General features: G+C 46.1%; 21 protein-coding genes and 1 pseudogene. 2 read left to right on the forward strand and 20 right to left on the reverse strand.

Annotation, left to right across the window (positions count from 1 at the left end):
• Nucleotides 1–71: 71 nt before the first annotated feature.
• Entirely contained in the window at nucleotides 72–2,459 is a 2,388-nt protein-coding gene (locus tag O71_RS05670) for a hypothetical protein (RefSeq protein WP_155800582.1), read from the reverse strand.
• Nucleotides 2,460–2,648: 189 nt separating this feature from the next.
• Here O71_RS05670 and O71_RS05675 point away from each other — a divergent pair, with 189 nt between their 5' ends.
• Together O71_RS05675 and O71_RS05680 are read left to right on the forward strand one after the other, a co-directional pair.
• Entirely contained in the window at nucleotides 2,649–3,716 is a 1,068-nt protein-coding gene (locus O71_RS05675; RefSeq protein WP_007654248.1) for an Ldh family oxidoreductase, read from the forward strand.
• Nucleotides 3,717–3,719: 3 nt separating this feature from the next.
• The gene (locus O71_RS05680) at nucleotides 3,720–4,061 is read left to right on the forward strand and encodes a hypothetical protein (protein ID WP_007654250.1); all 342 of its coding nucleotides are present in this window, start codon (nucleotides 3,720–3,722) and stop codon (nucleotides 4,059–4,061) included.
• Between the two features lie 65 nt (nucleotides 4,062–4,126).
• Here O71_RS05680 and hscA read toward each other — a convergent pair whose 3' ends face one another.
• From hscA to rplF, 19 genes and pseudogenes are all read right to left on the reverse strand, one after another.
• Nucleotides 4,127–5,986 (reverse strand): Fe-S protein assembly chaperone HscA, encoded by a 1,860-nt coding sequence (hscA, locus tag O71_RS05685; protein WP_040573770.1) that lies wholly within the window; start codon nucleotides 5,984–5,986, stop codon nucleotides 4,127–4,129.
• Nucleotides 5,987–6,097: 111 nt separating this feature from the next.
• Nucleotides 6,098–6,664 carry a helix-turn-helix domain-containing protein gene (locus O71_RS05690; RefSeq protein WP_007654252.1) on the reverse strand — a complete coding sequence of 189 codons (567 nt, stop codon included), beginning with the start codon at nucleotides 6,662–6,664 and terminating at the stop codon, nucleotides 6,098–6,100.
• 169 nt (nucleotides 6,665–6,833) lie between these two features.
• Nucleotides 6,834–7,133: a septum formation initiator family protein gene (locus O71_RS05695; RefSeq protein WP_007654253.1), complete on the reverse strand. Its 300-nt coding sequence runs from the start codon at nucleotides 7,131–7,133 to the stop codon at nucleotides 6,834–6,836.
• Between the two features lie 101 nt (nucleotides 7,134–7,234).
• Nucleotides 7,235–8,512 (reverse strand): phosphopyruvate hydratase, encoded by a 1,278-nt coding sequence (eno, locus tag O71_RS05700; protein ID WP_007654254.1) that lies wholly within the window; start codon nucleotides 8,510–8,512, stop codon nucleotides 7,235–7,237.
• A 21-nt stretch (nucleotides 8,513–8,533) separates the two neighbouring features.
• A pseudogene (carA, locus tag O71_RS05705) lies at nucleotides 8,534–9,639 on the reverse strand (glutamine-hydrolyzing carbamoyl-phosphate synthase small subunit).
• A gap of 76 nt (nucleotides 9,640–9,715) precedes the next feature.
• Nucleotides 9,716–10,228 carry a 50S ribosomal protein L17 gene (rplQ, locus tag O71_RS05710; protein WP_040573755.1) on the reverse strand — a complete coding sequence of 171 codons (513 nt, stop codon included), beginning with the start codon at nucleotides 10,226–10,228 and terminating at the stop codon, nucleotides 9,716–9,718.
• A 70-nt stretch (nucleotides 10,229–10,298) separates the two neighbouring features.
• Nucleotides 10,299–11,288, reverse strand: coding sequence for a DNA-directed RNA polymerase subunit alpha (locus O71_RS05715; protein WP_007654259.1), 990 nt, complete (start codon nucleotides 11,286–11,288; stop codon nucleotides 10,299–10,301).
• Between the two features lie 37 nt (nucleotides 11,289–11,325).
• Nucleotides 11,326–11,931, reverse strand: coding sequence for a 30S ribosomal protein S4 (rpsD, locus tag O71_RS05720; RefSeq protein ID WP_007654260.1), 606 nt, complete (start codon nucleotides 11,929–11,931; stop codon nucleotides 11,326–11,328).
• 22 nt (nucleotides 11,932–11,953) lie between these two features.
• The gene (rpsK, locus tag O71_RS05725; protein ID WP_007654262.1) at nucleotides 11,954–12,346 is read right to left on the reverse strand and encodes a 30S ribosomal protein S11; all 393 of its coding nucleotides are present in this window, start codon (nucleotides 12,344–12,346) and stop codon (nucleotides 11,954–11,956) included.
• A 9-nt stretch (nucleotides 12,347–12,355) separates the two neighbouring features.
• Nucleotides 12,356–12,733: a 30S ribosomal protein S13 gene (gene rpsM, locus O71_RS05730; RefSeq protein WP_007654263.1), complete on the reverse strand. Its 378-nt coding sequence runs from the start codon at nucleotides 12,731–12,733 to the stop codon at nucleotides 12,356–12,358.
• Nucleotides 12,734–12,742: 9 nt separating this feature from the next.
• Nucleotides 12,743–12,859, reverse strand: coding sequence for a 50S ribosomal protein L36 (gene rpmJ, locus O71_RS22525; RefSeq protein ID WP_007654264.1), 117 nt, complete (start codon nucleotides 12,857–12,859; stop codon nucleotides 12,743–12,745).
• A 5-nt stretch (nucleotides 12,860–12,864) separates the two neighbouring features.
• Nucleotides 12,865–13,083 carry a translation initiation factor IF-1 gene (infA, locus tag O71_RS05735; RefSeq protein WP_007654265.1) on the reverse strand — a complete coding sequence of 73 codons (219 nt, stop codon included), beginning with the start codon at nucleotides 13,081–13,083 and terminating at the stop codon, nucleotides 12,865–12,867.
• The gene (gene map, locus O71_RS05740; RefSeq protein WP_007654266.1) at nucleotides 13,084–13,857 is read right to left on the reverse strand and encodes a type I methionyl aminopeptidase; all 774 of its coding nucleotides are present in this window, start codon (nucleotides 13,855–13,857) and stop codon (nucleotides 13,084–13,086) included. It abuts the gene before it with no gap.
• 3 nt (nucleotides 13,858–13,860) lie between these two features.
• Nucleotides 13,861–15,177: a preprotein translocase subunit SecY gene (secY, locus tag O71_RS05745; RefSeq protein ID WP_007654271.1), complete on the reverse strand. Its 1,317-nt coding sequence runs from the start codon at nucleotides 15,175–15,177 to the stop codon at nucleotides 13,861–13,863.
• A 5-nt stretch (nucleotides 15,178–15,182) separates the two neighbouring features.
• On the reverse strand, nucleotides 15,183–15,629 hold the full coding sequence (gene rplO, locus O71_RS05750; protein ID WP_007654272.1) for a 50S ribosomal protein L15: 447 nt from the start codon (nucleotides 15,627–15,629) through the stop codon (nucleotides 15,183–15,185).
• A gap of 1 nt (nucleotide 15,630) precedes the next feature.
• Entirely contained in the window at nucleotides 15,631–15,810 is a 180-nt protein-coding gene (rpmD, locus tag O71_RS05755) for a 50S ribosomal protein L30 (RefSeq protein ID WP_007654273.1), read from the reverse strand.
• A gap of 5 nt (nucleotides 15,811–15,815) precedes the next feature.
• Nucleotides 15,816–16,334 carry a 30S ribosomal protein S5 gene (gene rpsE, locus O71_RS05760; protein WP_040573757.1) on the reverse strand — a complete coding sequence of 173 codons (519 nt, stop codon included), beginning with the start codon at nucleotides 16,332–16,334 and terminating at the stop codon, nucleotides 15,816–15,818.
• A 5-nt stretch (nucleotides 16,335–16,339) separates the two neighbouring features.
• Nucleotides 16,340–16,690, reverse strand: a complete 351-nt coding sequence (gene rplR / locus O71_RS05765) for a 50S ribosomal protein L18 (protein ID WP_040573759.1) — start codon at nucleotides 16,688–16,690, stop codon at nucleotides 16,340–16,342.
• Between the two features lie 8 nt (nucleotides 16,691–16,698).
• Complete coding sequence (gene rplF, locus O71_RS05770) at nucleotides 16,699–17,253, reverse strand: 50S ribosomal protein L6 (protein ID WP_007654279.1); 555 nt, start codon at nucleotides 17,251–17,253, stop codon at nucleotides 16,699–16,701.

Here is a 17,253-nt window from a genome sequence, read left to right on the forward strand (position 1 = left end):
CTACTGTTCAAGCAGGCTTTTTCGTTTATAAGTAGGTATTCTTCAGCTATATCCCAGTGCTTGTAAGAAGCTTAACCCTTCGCCAGTTTCTTGCGCTCCTTTTCGTAGGCCTTGCCCAGATGCTTCAGTTTCTTGTCACCTTGTGTATAACTCGCGGCCATCACCTTGGCCGTTTCAGTCTGACCGCTGGTTACGTCTTTTATAGCTAACTGTATACCTAGCTGTTGCTGTGTTTTCTTGGTCTTGCCTTTAGAATAACCCCTATCGAGCAGGTCAGTGAGCAATTGCAGAGCCGCTTTCTCTTGTCGGATGCCCGTGAAATGATCTACCACAGTAGCAGTAAAGGCCAACTTGCTTTGTCCCTGTGCAAAGTTATAGAGTGAAATGTGATCCAGCCCAAAGCGAGCGATTGACTTGCTCAGGTAGTGCTGCTCAGCATCGTTGTAGCGTTTTATCGCATCGGTATAGCGACCAGTCGCTACCATACGGTTAGCTTCTTCGAGCATGCGCTGGTAAGCTGCGGCATCGGCAATGGTGGACTGACCGTCTTCTGCCGTGAACGTGGCAATGGTGCAAGTTGCTTTTGATGCCGCTGCATTGAGGGCGACTTGATAAGCCTGGTCGGCGGCGATGAATTTTTTCTCCTTCACAAGAGACTGCGCAGCGGCATAATGACGGTCGTAGTCAGCCTGCACGTTCAGGCACTCCTGCGTGAAAATGCGGTCGCGTAGCTCGATGTACTTGGCCTGCACCTCAGTGTCACGTTCCAGGGCATAGCGACTGCGCATATTTTCAGCTGAGCTGGCTACTGCTCTGGCATCACTCAACCGGTTGCTCATGGCCAGGGTATAGCCATCAGCCAGCTGACTCAGCAGCACCGGCTTGGCTGCCTGCTGCAGCAAGTTGCTTAGTTCACGTACCGGCTGAAAGGTATAGCCCTGCTCCAACGTCATAGCCGACTCAAACTGCTCCAGTGCATAGCGGTAGTCTTTCGCCTTCATGGCCTGACGACCTTTGTCGATATGCTGCACATAATACTGGTATTTCACCTGTCCCTGCAGTTCAGCCGCCTCAGTGGCATCGTGCAGCAGGTAGTCGTACTGGCGCTGGAAGGTATAGGCATCGTCGGCCATCTGCTCAGCCTGTGCCAGGTCACCACGGCTCAAAGAACGTTTGCCCTCCTCTACCATGCTGCGATAATAGCCATACACGGCTCGGCCTTCACCGTCATTCAGTGCAGGCATGTTGCAACGTAATCCGCCCAGGGTGCTGCACAAGTTGCGGGCATCGGCGTAGGCGGCTACGGCACTGCGGTAATCACCACGGCTGTTGTGGGCATGGCCTTCTGCCATGAACGAACTGTAGATGTCGTGCGCCAGCCCCAAAGCCATCTGCTGAGTTTCAGGATCAACACGCATTTGGGTGAGGATGTCGCGGGTGCGGCCGGCCGCCTCGTGCACGTTGCCACTCATAAAGTCCAGTCGGGCCAGTTGCAGGTGTGCAGGCGCAAAGCGTGGGTTCACCTCCAGCGATTTCACAAAATAGGTGCTGGCCGCCGCCAGGTTGTTGCGGGCCATCAGGCTGATGCCTCGGTTATAAAACTGCTGATCAAGTGTAGCCAGGGTATGGTTCATCGCTTTGCGTCGCTCTTTCAGCAACTGGTTCAGCTGGTTCGACTTAGCTACATAGCGCTGCGGGTCATACTGGTTCAGGCTTAGCTTGTCAGAGAAACGCTTATCCTGCAGCTTCTGCAGCATTTCTTCCATCTCGCGTAGGCGCTGGTCCTGTTGCTTGATGCGGTCCACGTCGTCATGCTTGATCAGGACCACGTCCTGCAGCATCTTGTTCAGGGTGGCGTCGGCGGCATAGTATTCTTTGATCAGGCTGATACGCTCCTCCAGTTCCTTCACATCGCCGTGGGTATACACCAGCTCCAGCCCTTCCACTTTTAAGGTATAGCCCTGGCTGTTGGCAGTGTCTGGCACGGTGGTTTCCAGCGCCACGATGCCATTGGGCTTTAAGTTCAGGGCAGGAAGGCTAAAGCGCTTTACTTCTTTCTGCTGACTGTTGAGCAAGCGCACCGTCATCTTGGTCTGCTCCGGCAAGAGCACGCTGCCCAGGTCGAAGCCACGGTAATGTACATCGCCGCTCACTCCTATTTGCTGCAGCTGCACCTTGATCTGCAATTGATCGCCGACTTTGGCAATACGGGCCTGCTGCTCTAATCTTACTACAAACTCAGGCTTGCGGCTTGGGCGCCCGCCGGATTTGCTGGTAGTCGTGCCTCCCTCGGTTAGCAGCTGTATTAGCTTGTTGCTGTTTACCTGACTGCTGTTGCCGGCTGCTTCCTGCTTTATCAGGAAAGAGACAGGTATAGCTTCGTTAAACGCGAGTCGGCTCTGTGCCTGTACAGCAACAGCCACTGTGAGTATCCAGATCAGAAGTAATGCTCTCTTCATAGTAGTATCGTTTAAGCCTGCTTTGGCCAAGTCAAAATCCATTCCACTTTTCTACCAAACCTCGAATGTATAGAAAAAAGGGTATATAAATGAAGCTCAGGAGTATAATTTCCGTGGGGGACAATCGCTGCTCAAATTGCGAGGCATTGGCCCGATATTTTTTTAATTTGCGGCACTAATAAGTTTGCTATGTACCCATACCGACACCTCTTTGACTTCACCCGCGAGATTTTCCTGAACATTGGTTGCTCTCTGGAAGATGCCCAGCTAGCCACCCAGGTACTGCTGGAGGCTGACCTGCGCGGCGTTGACTCCCACGGCGTGGCCCGCCTGAGCGGCTACATCCGCCTCTGGGAAGCCGGTCGCATCAATCCGAAACCAAACATAACTATAGCCCACGAAACGCCCAGCACTGCCACGGTACGACGGCGACGGCGGATTGGGCCTGGTGGTAGCGCCGCGTGCGATGGAAATTGCCATGAAAAAGCCGAGAACGTAGGTTCGGGCTGGGTATCGGTGCGCAACTCCAACCACTTCGGTATAGCCGGTTACCATGCCATGCAGGCCCTGCAGCGCGACATGATAGGCATGGCCATGACCAATGCCAGCCCGCTGGTAGCACCAACGCACTCAACGCAGCGTATGCTCGGCACTAACCCGATTGCAGTAGCCGTGCCAGCCAATGAGCAACCTCCTTTTGTAGCCGACCTCGCCACCACTACTGCCGCCAACGGCAAGCTGGAAATACTGCAGCGCAAGCAAAAGCAAACGCCAAGCGGCTGGGTACAGACGGCTACCGGATTGGGCTCTACCAACCCTTTTGAAGTACAAGCTGGTGGTGCACTGCTCCCGTTGGGCAGCACCAAAAACCGCGGCAGTCACAAAGGCTATGCGCTCGGCTCTATCGTCGATATTTTCTCAGGTGTGCTGTCGGGTGCCAACTATGGCCCGTGGGTACCGCCTTTCGTAAGCTTCCTCGCTCCTCCCGCCGACCCGGTGGGCCAAGGTATAGGGCACTTCCTCGGCGCTATGCGCATAGACGCCTTCCGTCCTGCTGACGAGTTCAAGCACCATATGGATAACTGGATCAACGCTTTCCGTAACGCTCAGGTAAAACGTGGCGAAAAAGCCGTGCTTATACCGGGTGACCCGGAGCGCATCATGACAGCCAAACGCCTGCAGAAAGGCATACCGCTGTTGCCGCCAGTAGAGAAAGACCTGACAGAGGTAGGCAAGAAGTTCGGCATAAAATTCTAAGTCATGGCAACGGACAAAGGTATAGCCCTGTTTAGGCTATTAGGCTTAGGCTCCACAAGGCGCAGTATCCTGATGCTCGTGTTGTCCTGGATTCTGAATGTAGCCTGGCTCGGGTTCAACTATTTCTGGCGGCTTGTTCCGGAATCAGTGCTGATCGCTATACCTGTGCTGCTGTTATTATATGGATTACTTGCCCTGGTCGCCTACATATACTGGGGCATTAAAGGCGTACGCGAACAGGACGAACCATATGCCAGTATCATGGTTGGGGCGATCGTCGCAATCACGCTGCTATACCTGAACTATACCTTACTCGACGCACTGCTTTCGCTTAGTCGGTCATAAAAAAGCGAAGAGCTGGCCATTACGGTCAGCTCTTCTTGTTTTATGGTATAGGGAACAGGTATAGCCTACTCTATCTTCTTGCCTGCCATCGCCTGCTTGATGGAGATCTGCATCACGCGTTCTGCGAACGGACTTGTCTGCTCTTCCAGTGTATCTACAGCTTTCAGAATCTGATCTTTGTCACCGCTTGGCAGCACGTCGCGCAGTTTCTGCAAATTCTCCTGCGTCAGTTTAATTTCCTCTTCTGTCAGGTGCTGGCTGTTCTTCTCCAGGAAGCGCTCCACCTGGTACAGCATCTGCTCAGCTGTGGTGCGTGCTTCGATCACCATACGAGCCGACACGTCCTCACGGGCATGTGTGATAGAGTCCATCAGCATCTGCTCTACCTGAGAATCTGTCAGACCGTACTGTGGCTTCACCTCTACCTCCTGCCGCACACCAGATCGCAGCTCAATCGCTTCCACTTTCAGGATGCCGTCGGCGTTCAGAATAAAGTTTACATCCACCTTCGGGAAACCTGCTGGCATAGCCGGTATACCTTTCAGGTCGAACTCAGCCAGTTTACGGTTCTCCTTCACCAGATCACGCTCGCCCTGGTACACCGAGATTTTCATATTCACCTGTCCGTCAATGGAGGTCGTGTACTGACGTCCGGCTTTGGTTGGGATCTTGGAGTTACGAGGGATGATGGAATCCATCAGTCCGCCCATGGTTTCTATACCTAGCGTGAGCGGTGTCACGTCCAACAGCAGGATGTCTTTGCGATTACCTGACAGGATATCGGCTTGAATGGCAGCACCGAGGGCTACCACTTCATCCGGGTTAAGCGTATTATTAGCAGGCTTTCCGAAGAACTCCGACACCGTTTCGTATACCATCGGCACGCGGGTAGAGCCACCTACCATGATCACGGCATCGATTTGCTCCGGCTTCAGCTTGGCATCGCCCATCGCCTGTCGGCAGCTGTCAATTGTCTTGGCCACGATCGGGGCAATCAGCTCCTCAAACTTGTGGCGTGTAATACCGCATTCAATATCATTTACCTTGCTGGTATAGATCTGCTGCTGGCTCAAGGCCTTCTTGGCCTCCTCTGCCTTCAAGCGCAGTTCCTGCTGCAGGTTCTTGTCCTCGTTCAGCGTATCAGCCACTAATTGATTTTCCTGGATCCAGTAATTGATGATGGCCCGGTCCATGTCATCGCCGCCCAGGTAGGTGTCGCCGTGGGTAGAGAGCACTTCAAATATACCCTGGTGCAGGCTCAGAATAGAGATATCGAAGGTACCACCGCCCAGGTCATACACAGCGATCGTCTTCTCTTCTGAAGGATCTATACCTATACCGTAGGCCAGTGAGGCAGCAGTCGGCTCGTTCACGATGCGCAGCACTTCCAGTCCTGCCAATTTGCCGGCATCGCGTGTAGCCTGGCGCTGTGAGTCGTTGAAGTAAGCCGGCACTGTGATCACAGCTCTGTTCACAGGCGTTTTGAGGGCATGCTCCGCACGCTCACGCAGCTCTTTCAGTATCTCCGCCGATAGCTCAATCGGGGAATAGAACCTGTCTCCTACCCTGATTTTCACGAGTCCTTCGCTATCATCATCGATGATCTTATAGCCGAAATAGTCTTTGTGCTCTCCCAGGTCTTTGTAAGACTTGCCCAGCAGGCGCTTTACAGAATAAATAGTATTTGCCGGATCGGTAGTGAGGTATTCTTTTGCCTCGTTGCCCACAATTGTCTCGCCGTTCTGGGTGAAGTGCACCACAGAAGGCACAATGGTACCGCGACCGAGGTCGTTTATAGCTACCGGCTTTTTGGTTTCGGGATGTATATAGGCTACCAAGCTGTTGGTAGTCCCAAGATCTATGCCTACGATCACCTCTTCCTGCTGAAGGGCTCCCGTAGAAAGGTTTATCGCAACTTTTGCCATGTTCTTATACTTTGGTGAGGCCACCCTATACCTGAGCAGCGCTATACGCAAAGTTACGAAAAAATAAGGGGCTATGTGGGGATGGCCCCGGTTTATACCTGATACAGGGGCTTATACCTTTAATATAGCCAACGAAACAGGGTAAGGATTTTGTGTAGCATCTTTGCTAACCAGCCAGCAAACTCTAATCACATGAAGTGCATTCAGGAAGTATAGCACCAGATAGGCGCAAAACACATACCACGAACCAGGATAATGCATGATCTTCATACAGGCAAAAAGCATAACCAGTGGATAAGTAACCAAAGACCAGGTGATCTGGAAGTTTAGCAGACTTATACCTTGCTCGTGCACATGGAGCACTTTCTTTTTCTGTGTTATCCAGATGATCAGTGGAAAAACAAGATTCCCCAGCGGCATTAACAGATAAGATAGTACCGAAAGATGCATCAGCAATAACACGCCTTTATCTGGTTCCTTGCCATAGTCATACACTTCCTCTACGTCTACGTCCAGTGCCTGACAGATAGATTTTAAGGTATAGCCCCGCGGCTCTGTCTCCCCTTTCTCTATACGTTGCAGCGTCCGTAAGCTTATATCTGCCATTCCCGATAGCTCCTCCTGGCTCAGGCCTTTTCGCTTTCGTATTTCGATAATCTTGTTTCCTAATTGCTTCATCGATTCTACAGATTTGTTTCTCAATACTACATCAAAAGTATCATCCGAGCTGCCGGTGTTTCTATGTCATTCCTACGACATTTATGACTTTTAGGCTCCTAAGGTCTATAAATGCAGAAAGCTGTTCGTTAAAACAGCTTTCTGACCATCCAACATCGGATCTGTATTCTCACTTCTCTTTTTTCGGCACAACGATAAATACATCCTCCCCCGGACGCTTCATCAGGTATTTCTCCCTTGCAAACTTCTCAAGCAGTTCCGGATTACCCATCAGTTCCTCACGGTCCTGCTGTACCTCGGCCATTTTTTCCAGGTAGTACTCTTTGTCTTTTTCTTTATCGCGCAACTCCCTGCTCATGCGGTACTGTGTAATAAAGTCGTTGGAATCAAAGAAAAGCATCCATACCAGGAAGAGCATACCTGTAATGAAATAAAAACTGCGAACAAACTTAGGTATACGTTGAAGCATATATAGGAAACTATAGATATTATTCTGAGGGCTTTACACAAAAATAAGGGTGTGAGTCATAAACCCACACCCTTATCGGTAAAATATTTTCTAGATGTTCTTTAGAACTTCTTTCCAGGATAATAAGCCACTTCACCAAGCTCCTCCTCAATGCGAAGCAACTGGTTGTATTTAGCCATACGGTCAGAACGGGAAGCCGATCCTGTCTTGATCTGTCCAGTGTTAAGCGCTACTGCCAGGTCAGCAATCGTGTTATCTTCCGTCTCTCCTGAGCGATGTGACATCACACTCTTATATCCGTGACGCAGACCCAGGTTAATGGCGTTGATCGTCTCAGTCAGCGTACCAATCTGGTTTACCTTGATCAGGATAGAGTTGGCCACCCCTTGGTCTATACCTTGTTGCAGACGGTTTACATTTGTTACAAACAGGTCATCGCCTACCAGCTGCACCTTGTTCCCGATAGACTCAGTCAGCTCTTTCCAGCCTTTCCAATCGTCTTCATCCATACCATCTTCTATAGAGGCGATCGGATACTTCTCGGTCCACTCTTTCCAGTAACTTACCATTTCAGAAGAAGTCAGTTTGTCGCCAGTCGACTTCTTAAAGGTATAGAGCCCTGTAGACTTGTCATAAAACTCGGAGCTGGCAGCATCCATGGCGATCATCATATCATCACCCGGCTTGTAACCAGCTGCCTCGATTGCTTGGAGCACTACCTCAATTGCTTCTACGTTAGACGCAATGTTTGGCGCAAATCCGCCTTCATCACCTACGTTTGTAGAAAGACCCTTTTTCTTCAGCACGTTCTTCAGGTGATGGAATACTTCAGAGCCCATGCGCAGTGCTTCTGAGAAAGAAGGAGCACCAACTGGCATGATCATGAATTCCTGGAAGTCGATGGCGTTGTCAGCATGACTGCCACCGTTCAGGATGTTCATCATCGGCACAGGCAGCGTGTTAGCATTAACACCACCCACGTAGCGGTATAATGGCATACCCAGCTCCTGCGCGGCTGCACGTGCTATAGCAAGCGATACACCAAGGATTGCATTGGCACCAAGGTTGGCTTTGTTGTCAGAACCATCTAACTCAATCATGATCTTGTCAAGCAGGTTCTGCTCGAACACCGGAAACCCGACAAGCTCTTCAGCTATTTTCTCGTTTACGTTTTGAACGGCCTGCAGTACACCTTTGCCCATATACCTGCCTTTGTCACCGTCACGAAGTTCTACCGCCTCGTGCACACCCGTAGAAGCGCCAGACGGAACAGCAGCACGGCCTAATACGCCGTTTTCTGTAAACACATCAACTTCTACTGTCGGGTTGCCTCTTGAATCAAAGATCTGGCGGGCTTTAATATCTGTAATTAAGCTCATCGGTTTGTTTTTTATATAGTTTTACTTGTTTTGCTCTAACAGTGTGATAAAATCATCGAATAGGTAAACAGAATCATGCGGTCCAGGGGAAGACTCAGGGTGATACTGCACCGAGAATGCTGGCTTCGACTTCATACGAATACCTTCCACCGTATTATCATTCAGGTTGATATGCGTCACTTCTACGTCCGGGTGGTTCTTCAGTTGCTCCGAATCCACAACGAAACCATGGTTCTGCGACGTGATCTCGCTCAAGCCAGTGATCAGGTTCTTAACAGGGTGATTGAGCCTCTGTGGCCATTGTGCATTTTGTAGGTTGCAATACCGTTGGCCTGTGCCAGCATCTGGTGTCCCATGCATATTCCGAACATAGGTCTGTTCTTATCCAATATCTGCTTCACACTCTCAATGGCAATTGTAGTAGCAGCAGGATCACCAGGACCATTAGAGATAAAGTAACCGTCCGGGTTCCACTTTTCCATTTCCTCAAATGATGTATCATAAGGGAATACCTTCACCTCGCAGCCACGAGCCACCAGGTTGTTCAAGCTATTACGCTTTACACCAAGGTCGAGCACAGCAACTCTATACTTTACAACTTCAGGCTTCATCTCATACACCTCAGGCGTGCTCACATGCGACGAGAGCTCAAGACCAGCCATAGATGGTACCTCAGCTAATCGTTGCTTCAATGCTGCTACATCAGCAGTCTCAGAAGAGATGATACCATTCATAGCGCCTTTGTCACGAATGTGGCGCACAAGAGCACGCGTGTCGATTTCACAGATACCAACTATACCTGCTTTTTCAAAGTAGTCTTGCAAAGAACCTTCTGCACGCTTACGGGAGAAGAAGTGTGAGAACTCTTTACACACAAGACCATTGATCTGTACTTTCCCTGATTCGACTTCATCAGATTGAACACCGTAGTTACCAATGTGTGAAAAAGTAGTGACAACTAACTGACCATAGTACGATGGATCCGTAAAGATTTCCTGATAGCCAGTCATACCAGTGTTAAAGCATAACTCACCACCTGTTGTACCGATACGCCCCAGGCTCTTGCCTGTGAATACGGTACCATCTTGCAATAAAAGAATAGCTTCGGAAGTTGTGTGTTTTTTCATTTTAATAATTTGATACAAAAATAAAAAAGGGACACGACTTACGTCATGTCCCTTTGCAATATTTCACAAATGAAGCTTATTCAGCATCTTTTGTTTCATCTTTAGTGCCCTCTGCTTCTGGAGTTGCTGGAGCTGAAGCCTCAGTAGACTCAGCACCTTTTTTCTTAGAAGAAGAACGACGACGAGTTTTCTTAGCACCACCGGCAGCGCCAGTTGTAGTCAACATATCCTCGTTGTAGTCAACAAGCTCGATAACACACATTTCAGCATTGTCACCAAGTCTGTAACCAGTCTTCAGGATACGAGTGTAACCACCGGGTCTGTTAGCGATCTTTACAGATACTTCGTCGAACAACTCTTTCACAGACTCTTTGTCTTGCAGGTAAGCAAATACAGTTCTTCTGGAGTGAGTTGTGTCGTTTTTAGATTTTGTCAGTAGAGGCTCCACATACTTGCGCAGTGCTTTCGCTTTAGCTACTGTTGTAGAAAGACGCTTGTGCAGGATAAGCGAAGCAGCCATGTTTGACAGCATTGCTTTACGGTGCGAAGCGGTTCTTCCTAAATGATTGATTTTTTTACCGTGTCTCATTATTTTGAATTGTGCACGTGCATACCGTCGATCAACCCACCCGGGGATCGGGAATTATGCCGCAGGATTATTAATCTTCTTCTAATTTATACTTAGAAAGGTCCATGCCAAAAGTCAGGCCTTTCTCTTGCACCAGATTCTCAAGCTCTGTCAAAGACTTCTTACCGAAGTTACGGAACTTCATCATGTCAGAGATGTCAAGCTGCACCAAGTCGCCAAGGGTTTTGATGTCGGCAGCCTTGAGGCAGTTGTAAGCTCTAACAGAAAGATCCATATCCTGAAGTGAAGTCTTCAGGACTTTGCGCATGTGCAGAAGTTCTTCATCCACAGCTTCTTCTTCTTCAGGCTTAGCTGTTTCGAAAGTCATTGTGTTATCAGAGAAGAGCATGAAGTGCTGGATCAAAATATTGGCAGCGCCTTTCAAGGCATCTTCAGGATGTATAGAACCATCAGTCTGTATGTCAAGCAATAGCTTTTCATAGTCAGTCTTCTGCTCAACACGTGTATTTTCTACGCTGAACTTTACATTCTTGATTGGCGTGAAAATGGCATCAATTGGAATAAGACCAAAAACCTGATCAGCCGGCTTATTTTCTTCAGCAGGAACGTAACCACGTCCTTTCTGAATAGTAAGCTCTACTTCCAGAGTCATGTTCTTGTCCAGGTTACAGATTACCAGCTCAGGGTTTAGAACCTCAAAGCTTGTAGAGAATTTGCTGATGTCGCCAGCTACAAATTTATCCTGACCTGAGATAGATACAGTGATCTTATCATCAATGACTTCGCTTATTTTCTTAAAGCGAACCATTTTCAAATTAAGGATGATGTCAGATACATCTTCCACTACGCCTTCAACAGACGAGAACTCGTGCAGTACACCAGGTATGCGAACGCTAGTAATTGCGTAACCTTCCAGAGAAGAAAGCAAAATTCTTCGCAAAGCATTACCGATGGTTACTCCGTAACCTTTTTCAAGCGGCTTGAATTCAAATAAACCATGAAAGTCGTCGGCTTTTTCCATTACAACTTTCTCTGGCATTTGAAATGCTAATATTGACATACTTGCAGTGTTAAAGGTTAAAAATTGATTAAGCGGCTTACTTAGAGTAAAGCTCGACGATCAGCTGCTCCTGAATTTTCTCAGGGATCTGGTCACGCTGTGGCGCAGACACAAATTTACCAACCATCTCAGCACCATCCCACTCTAACCAGCTAAATGCACGTGCGTTACGTACGCTTAGGCTAGTTGTAATCGCCTCAAGAGATTTTGATTTCTCTCTCACGGCTACCGTATCACCAACTTTTAAGCTATATGATGGAATGTTAACGATCTCGCCGTTAACAGTGATATGCTTGTGCAAAACTAGCTGACGGGCAGCTCTTCTTGTCGGAGCGATACCCAGTCTGTAAACTGTGTTGTCAAGTCTAGACTCAAGAAGGATCAACAGGTTTTCACCAGTGATACCGCCTTTACGAGCTGCCTTGTCAAACAGGTTAGCAAACTGCTTCTCCAGCATACCATAGATATATTTTGCTTTCTGCTTTTCAGCAAGCTGAACTGCATATTCAGACTGCTTCTTACGACGACCACGGCCGTGCTGTCCTGGAGGATAGCTTTTCTTTTTTAATGCTTTGCTTGGGCCAAAAATCTCCTCGTTGAATTTTCTGGAGATTTTGCTTTTAGGACCAGTATATCTTGCCATTGTATTTAATCTAATTTACTAATTAAACTCTTCTGCGTTTAGGAGGACGACATCCGTTGTGAGGAAGTGGTGTAACATCTTTAATAGTTGTTACTTCGATACCAGTATTCTGTACAGTACGGATGGCGGACTCTCTACCTGCACCAGGGCCTTTAACAAATACTTCAGCTTTACGCATACCCAGGTCATAAGCAACCTTTGCGCAATCTGCAGCAGCCATTTGTGCAGCGTAAGGAGTGTTCTTTTTAGAACCTTTAAAACCCATTTTACCAGCAGAAGCCCAAGAGATAACTTGTCCTGCGTTGTTGGTTACTGAGATAATAATATTGTTGAAAGAAGCTTTGATGTGTACCTGGCCTGTTGATTCAACAACTACAACACGCTTCTTAGCTTTGTCTTTTCTTTTCTGAGCCATGATCAAAAATTATTTAGAAGCTTTCTTCTTGTTTGCTACTGTCTTACGCTTACCTTTTCTTGTGCGCGAGTTATTCTTCGTGCGCTGACCTCGTACAGGTAGACCTTTACGGTGTCTCAAACCACGGTAGCAGCCAATATCAAGAAGACGCTTGATATGCAATTGCACTTCTGATCTCAAAACACCTTCAGTTTTGATCTCAGCTGCAATCACATTTCTGATCTCATTAGCTTCATCTTCGGTCCAGTCTTTCACCTTTTTGTCAAGATCCACCCCGGCTTTGTTTAGGATTTGCACAGAGAGATTACGACCTATACCATAGATGTACGTCAAAGAGATCTCTCCTCTTTTGTTGTCCGGAATATCAACTCCTGCTATTCTTGCCATAATTAATAATTATCCTTGTCTTTGTTTATATCTTGGATTTTTTTTGTTGATAACATAAAGCTTCCCCTTACGGCGGATCACTTTACATTCAGCACTTCTCTTTTTTACTGATGCTTTGACTTTCATTGTAGTTATTTATATCGATAAACAATTCTTCCTTTAGTTAAATCATAAGGAGACATCTCCAATTTAACTCGGTCACCTGGCAGAATCTTGATGTAATTCATTCTCATTTTACCTGAGATATGTGCGATCACCTGATGACCATTTTCTAACTCTACCCGGAACATTGCATTTGATAATGCTTCGATGATAGTACCGTCTTGCTCGATAGAGGACTGCTTCGCCATTTATTGTTGTTTAGCTTTATCTATATAATCAAAAGTTGTTAATACTTCTGCTTGATCTTTTCTTATTACAACTGTATGCTCAAAATGAGCAGAGGGTTTATTATCACGGGTCCGGATTGTCCATCCATCCTCTTCTTGAATAATATACCTGGTACCGAGATTTACCATTGGTTCAATCGCAAGTACCAATCCATTTTGAAGCTTTAATCCCTGTCCACGTTTCCCGTAATTAGGCACTTCAGGAGCCTCATGTAGGTTACGTCCTATACCATGCCCTACCAATTCTCGTACAACACCATATTTAGAGGCTTCAGCATGTGTCTGGATTGCATGGCTGACATCACCAAGCCTATTTCCAACAACTGCCTTTTCAATCCCTTTGTACAAGGATTCTTTTGTAACATCTAACAGATGAGAAACCTCCTCAGAAACATTACCAACAGCATGGGTGTATGCACAGTCACTATGAAAACCGTTATAATAGACTCCACAGTCAACAGAAATTACGTCTCCATCGTTCAAAACGTAATTACTTGGCATTCCATGAACTACAGTCGAGTTTACCGAGATACAGAGGCTAAAAGGAAACCCATTGTAGTTTTTAAAAGATGGAACAGCTCCATGATCTTTAATAAACTCTTCAGCTCTTTTATCAAGGGTAAGAGTTGATACCCCTTCCTTTATAAGAAGAGCTATTTCGCCATGTGCTTTACTTAATATTAAAGCACTCTGGCGAATTAGCTCTATTTCTTCTTCAGTCTTGTAAAAAACCATTTATTAGGATACCATGGCAATATTCTCTGTTCTGCCTCTAAGCTTACCAGATTTCATCATGCCATCATAATGACGCATTAGTAAATAACTTTCAATCTGCTGCAATGTGTCGAGAACAACACCCACCATAATGATCAGTGAAGTGCCCCCGTAGAACTGAGCAAACTCTCTAGTTACTCCAAATAGCATGGCGATAGCAGGAAAGATTGCAACGAGCGCTAGATAAATAGCACCAGGCAGCGTGATTTTTGTAAGAATATTATCAATATACTCTGAGGTAGAACGACCAGGTTTAACACCCGGCACAAAACCACCACTACGCTTCAAGTCATCAGCAATTTGATTTGGATTAACAGTAATCGCTGTGTAGAAGTATGTAAATATCAGGATCATCAATCCAAACACTACATTGTACTGCCATGAAGTGAAATCAGAGAATGTCGCTCCTATATAACTCGCTGTTTCATTTGAATCTGCCCAGATTGAAGCAATCATAGAGGGTAGAAACATCAACGATTGAGCGAAAATGATAGGCATAACACCTGCTGCATTTACTTTCAAAGGAATAAACTGGCGCTGTCCACTGTATAGCGAGCTACCGCCAACCTGCTTAGCATATTGTACTGGGATTCTTCTTACAGCCTGAGTAAGCATTACTACAGACATTACTACAAAGAAGAGAACCACTAACTCAAAAATAAACAGCAGTGCACCATTTAACTCTTTAGATAAAGCTTCAGCAACAATGGCACCTGGGAAACGAGAGATAATGCCAATCATAATCAGCATTGATATACCGTTACCTATACCTTTATCTGTAATTCTTTCACCAAGCCACATACAGAAGATTGTGCCCGATGTTAACACAATCATGGAGCTAATGGTAAACAGCGTGGTATTTATTACAATTGCTTCGCTGTTAATCGTAGCAACAAAGCCTACTGCCTGAGCAAGCGTAATGATAATAGTAAGAACTCGGGTGATTTGGTTGATTTTCTTTCTACCAGACTCACCCTCCTTCTGCATTTTTTGAAAATACGGAACGGCTATAGTAAGTAGCTGTAATACGATAGAAGCTGAAATGTATGGCATGATCCCTAACGCAAAGATGGAAGCATTGCTAAATGCTCCACCTAAGAACGTATCCAAAAGGCCAAATATACCTTCGGTGTTGGCCTTGAGCTGGTTAGGATCTATACCAGGAAGAACAACATAAGAACCTAATCTAAAAATAGCTATAAAACCTAAGGTATTGAGTATTCGTACTCTTAGATCATCAATAGCAAAAATGTTCTTAATTGTTGTTATAAACTTCTTCATAAAAATTAAAGGGCTACTGTTTTACCGCCTGCTTTTTCGATGGATGAAATGGCAGTTTGAGAAAAAGCGTGAGCGTGTACTTCTACAGCTTTAGATATCTCTCCTCTACCTAAGATCTTAACTTTGTCGTTCTTGGACACTAAACCGTGTGCCTTGAAGAAATCAAAGTTAAAAACTTTTTCATTAGTTTCTGCAGCCAAAGACTCCAGAACATCTAAATTTATTCCTTTATACTCTACTCTGTTGAAGTTTTTGAAACCAAACTTAGGTACACGTCTCTGAAGTGGCATCTGACCACCTTCAAAGCCTGACTTCTGAGAGTAGCCTGAACGAGACTTGGCACCTTTGTGACCTCTAGTAGAAGTTCCACCTCTACCTGAGCCAGTTCCTCTGCCTATTCTCTTTCTAGTCTTAACAGACCCTTCTGCAGGTTTTAATGAATTCAAATACATATTAAATGTCCTTTACTTCTACTAAATTGTGAACCTTGTTAATCATACCAGCAATCTGAGGTGTTTTCTCAACAGTTACTGATTTATTGATCTTACCAAGACCTAGCGCTTGAATTGTAAGCTTTTGGTTCTTTGGTCTGTCAATAATGCTTTTAACCTGTGTGATTGTTACTTTAGCCATCTCAATTAACCGTTAAATACTTTCTGCAAATTAACACCACGCTGCTGAGCTACGGCCAAAGGATCACGCATTTTTGACAGCGCATCAAAAGTTGCTTTTACCACGTTATGTGGGTTAGAAGACCCTTTAGACTTGCAAAGTACGTCTTTGATACCAGCACTTTCCAATACAGCACGCATTGCACCACCGGCAATTACACCAGTACCTGGAGCTGCAGGCTTAACCAGAACGAAACCACCTGAGTACTTACCTTCCATTGCATGTGGAACAGTGTGATGGTAAAGAGGAACTTTAACCAAGTTCTTTTTTGCATCGTCTATACCTTTAGCAATAGCGTCAGTTACTTCGTTTGCTTTACCAAGGCCGTATCCAACAACACCATTACCATCACCTACTACAACGATGGCAGCAAAGCTAAATCTTCTACCACCTTTTACAACTTTAGCTACACGATTGATCGCAACAACTTTTTCTTTGAGTTCGATCTCGCTAGCCTTTACACTACGAATATTATTTTTCAACATAATTCTTAGAATTTAAGGCCTGCCTCGCGTGCGCCTTCAGCCAATGATTTTACGTTACCATGGTAAAGGTATCCAGAACGGTCAAACACCACCTGCGTGATACCCATCTCGAGAGCTTTAGCTCCTATTTCTTTTCCAACCTGATTGGACACTGAAATATTAGCGTTGGATACACCATCAAGCTTCACAGAAGAGGCAGCCGCCAAAGTTTTTCCTGTAGTGTCATCGATCAGCTGTGCATAGATAGCTTTGTTGCTTCTAAAAACAGATAATCTTGGTCTGGCAGAAGTACCAGAAATCTTGTTTCTGATACTTCTCTTAATTCTAAGTCTTCTTGATACTTTATTAACAGACATGATGATGATTATTTAGACGCTGTCTTACCAGCTTTTCTTCTTACAACTTCTCCTACAAAACGGATACCTTTACCTTTGTAAGGCTCTACTTTGCGAAGTGATCTGATTTTAGCAGCTACCTGACCGATCAGTTGCTTGTCATTACTTTCAAGCGTGATTACTGGTGCTTTACCTTTTTCTGTTACTGCAGTAGCAGTAACTTCTTCAGGCATGGTCATGAAGATATTGTGTGAGTATCCAAGAGCAAGCTCCAGTACATTTCCCTGTACAGTTGCTTTGTAACCAACACCCACTAACTCCAGCTGCTCTTTATAGCCTTCACTTACACCTACCACCATGTTGTTGATAAGTGAACGGTAAAGTCCATGCATTGCTTTGTGACGCTTCTGCTCAGTAGGACGCTCAACCACAATCTGGTTTTCTTCCTGCTTAACAATAATGTCTTTATCTACCGGAGTAGTTAGTGTTCCCTTAGGACCTTTTACAGTAACAACGTTATCCTTTGCAACAGCAATTTCAACGTTTGTCGGCAGAGTGATTGGCAATTTTCCTATACGTGACAT

It is taken from the genome of Pontibacter sp. BAB1700 (assembly GCF_000277005.1).
Classification (GTDB): Bacteria; Bacteroidota; Bacteroidia; order Cytophagales; family Hymenobacteraceae; genus Pontibacter; species Pontibacter lucknowensis.

What these genes read in the sequence shown, in the direction of transcription:
- O71_RS05670 (WP_155800582.1), bottom strand. Translation starts at nt 2,459, where the DNA reads ATGAAGAGAGCATTACTTCTGATCTGGATACTCACAGTGGCTGTTGCT.
- O71_RS05675 (WP_007654248.1), top strand. Translation starts at nt 2,649, where the DNA reads ATGTACCCATACCGACACCTCTTTGACTTCACCCGCGAGATTTTCCTG.
- O71_RS05680 (WP_007654250.1), top strand. Translation starts at nt 3,720, where the DNA reads ATGGCAACGGACAAAGGTATAGCCCTGTTTAGGCTATTAGGCTTAGGC.
- hscA (WP_040573770.1), bottom strand. Translation starts at nt 5,986, where the DNA reads ATGGCAAAAGTTGCGATAAACCTTTCTACGGGAGCCCTTCAGCAGGAA.
- O71_RS05690 (WP_007654252.1), bottom strand. Translation starts at nt 6,664, where the DNA reads ATGAAGCAATTAGGAAACAAGATTATCGAAATACGAAAGCGAAAAGGC.
- O71_RS05695 (WP_007654253.1), bottom strand. Translation starts at nt 7,133, where the DNA reads ATGCTTCAACGTATACCTAAGTTTGTTCGCAGTTTTTATTTCATTACA.
- eno (WP_007654254.1), bottom strand. Translation starts at nt 8,512, where the DNA reads ATGAGCTTAATTACAGATATTAAAGCCCGCCAGATCTTTGATTCAAGA.
- rplQ (WP_040573755.1), bottom strand. Translation starts at nt 10,228, where the DNA reads ATGAGACACGGTAAAAAAATCAATCATTTAGGAAGAACCGCTTCGCAC.
- O71_RS05715 (WP_007654259.1), bottom strand. Translation starts at nt 11,288, where the DNA reads ATGTCAATATTAGCATTTCAAATGCCAGAGAAAGTTGTAATGGAAAAA.
- rpsD (WP_007654260.1), bottom strand. Translation starts at nt 11,931, where the DNA reads ATGGCAAGATATACTGGTCCTAAAAGCAAAATCTCCAGAAAATTCAAC.
- rpsK (WP_007654262.1), bottom strand. Translation starts at nt 12,346, where the DNA reads ATGGCTCAGAAAAGAAAAGACAAAGCTAAGAAGCGTGTTGTAGTTGTT.
- rpsM (WP_007654263.1), bottom strand. Translation starts at nt 12,733, where the DNA reads ATGGCAAGAATAGCAGGAGTTGATATTCCGGACAACAAAAGAGGAGAG.
- rpmJ (WP_007654264.1), bottom strand. Translation starts at nt 12,859, where the DNA reads ATGAAAGTCAAAGCATCAGTAAAAAAGAGAAGTGCTGAATGTAAAGTG.
- infA (WP_007654265.1), bottom strand. Translation starts at nt 13,083, where the DNA reads ATGGCGAAGCAGTCCTCTATCGAGCAAGACGGTACTATCATCGAAGCA.
- map (WP_007654266.1), bottom strand. Translation starts at nt 13,857, where the DNA reads ATGGTTTTTTACAAGACTGAAGAAGAAATAGAGCTAATTCGCCAGAGT.
- secY (WP_007654271.1), bottom strand. Translation starts at nt 15,177, where the DNA reads ATGAAGAAGTTTATAACAACAATTAAGAACATTTTTGCTATTGATGAT.
- rplO (WP_007654272.1), bottom strand. Translation starts at nt 15,629, where the DNA reads ATGTATTTGAATTCATTAAAACCTGCAGAAGGGTCTGTTAAGACTAGA.
- rpmD (WP_007654273.1), bottom strand. Translation starts at nt 15,810, where the DNA reads ATGGCTAAAGTAACAATCACACAGGTTAAAAGCATTATTGACAGACCA.
- rpsE (WP_040573757.1), bottom strand. Translation starts at nt 16,334, where the DNA reads ATGTTGAAAAATAATATTCGTAGTGTAAAGGCTAGCGAGATCGAACTC.
- rplR (WP_040573759.1), bottom strand. Translation starts at nt 16,690, where the DNA reads ATGTCTGTTAATAAAGTATCAAGAAGACTTAGAATTAAGAGAAGTATC.
- rplF (WP_007654279.1), bottom strand. Translation starts at nt 17,253, where the DNA reads ATGTCACGTATAGGAAAATTGCCAATCACTCTGCCGACAAACGTTGAA.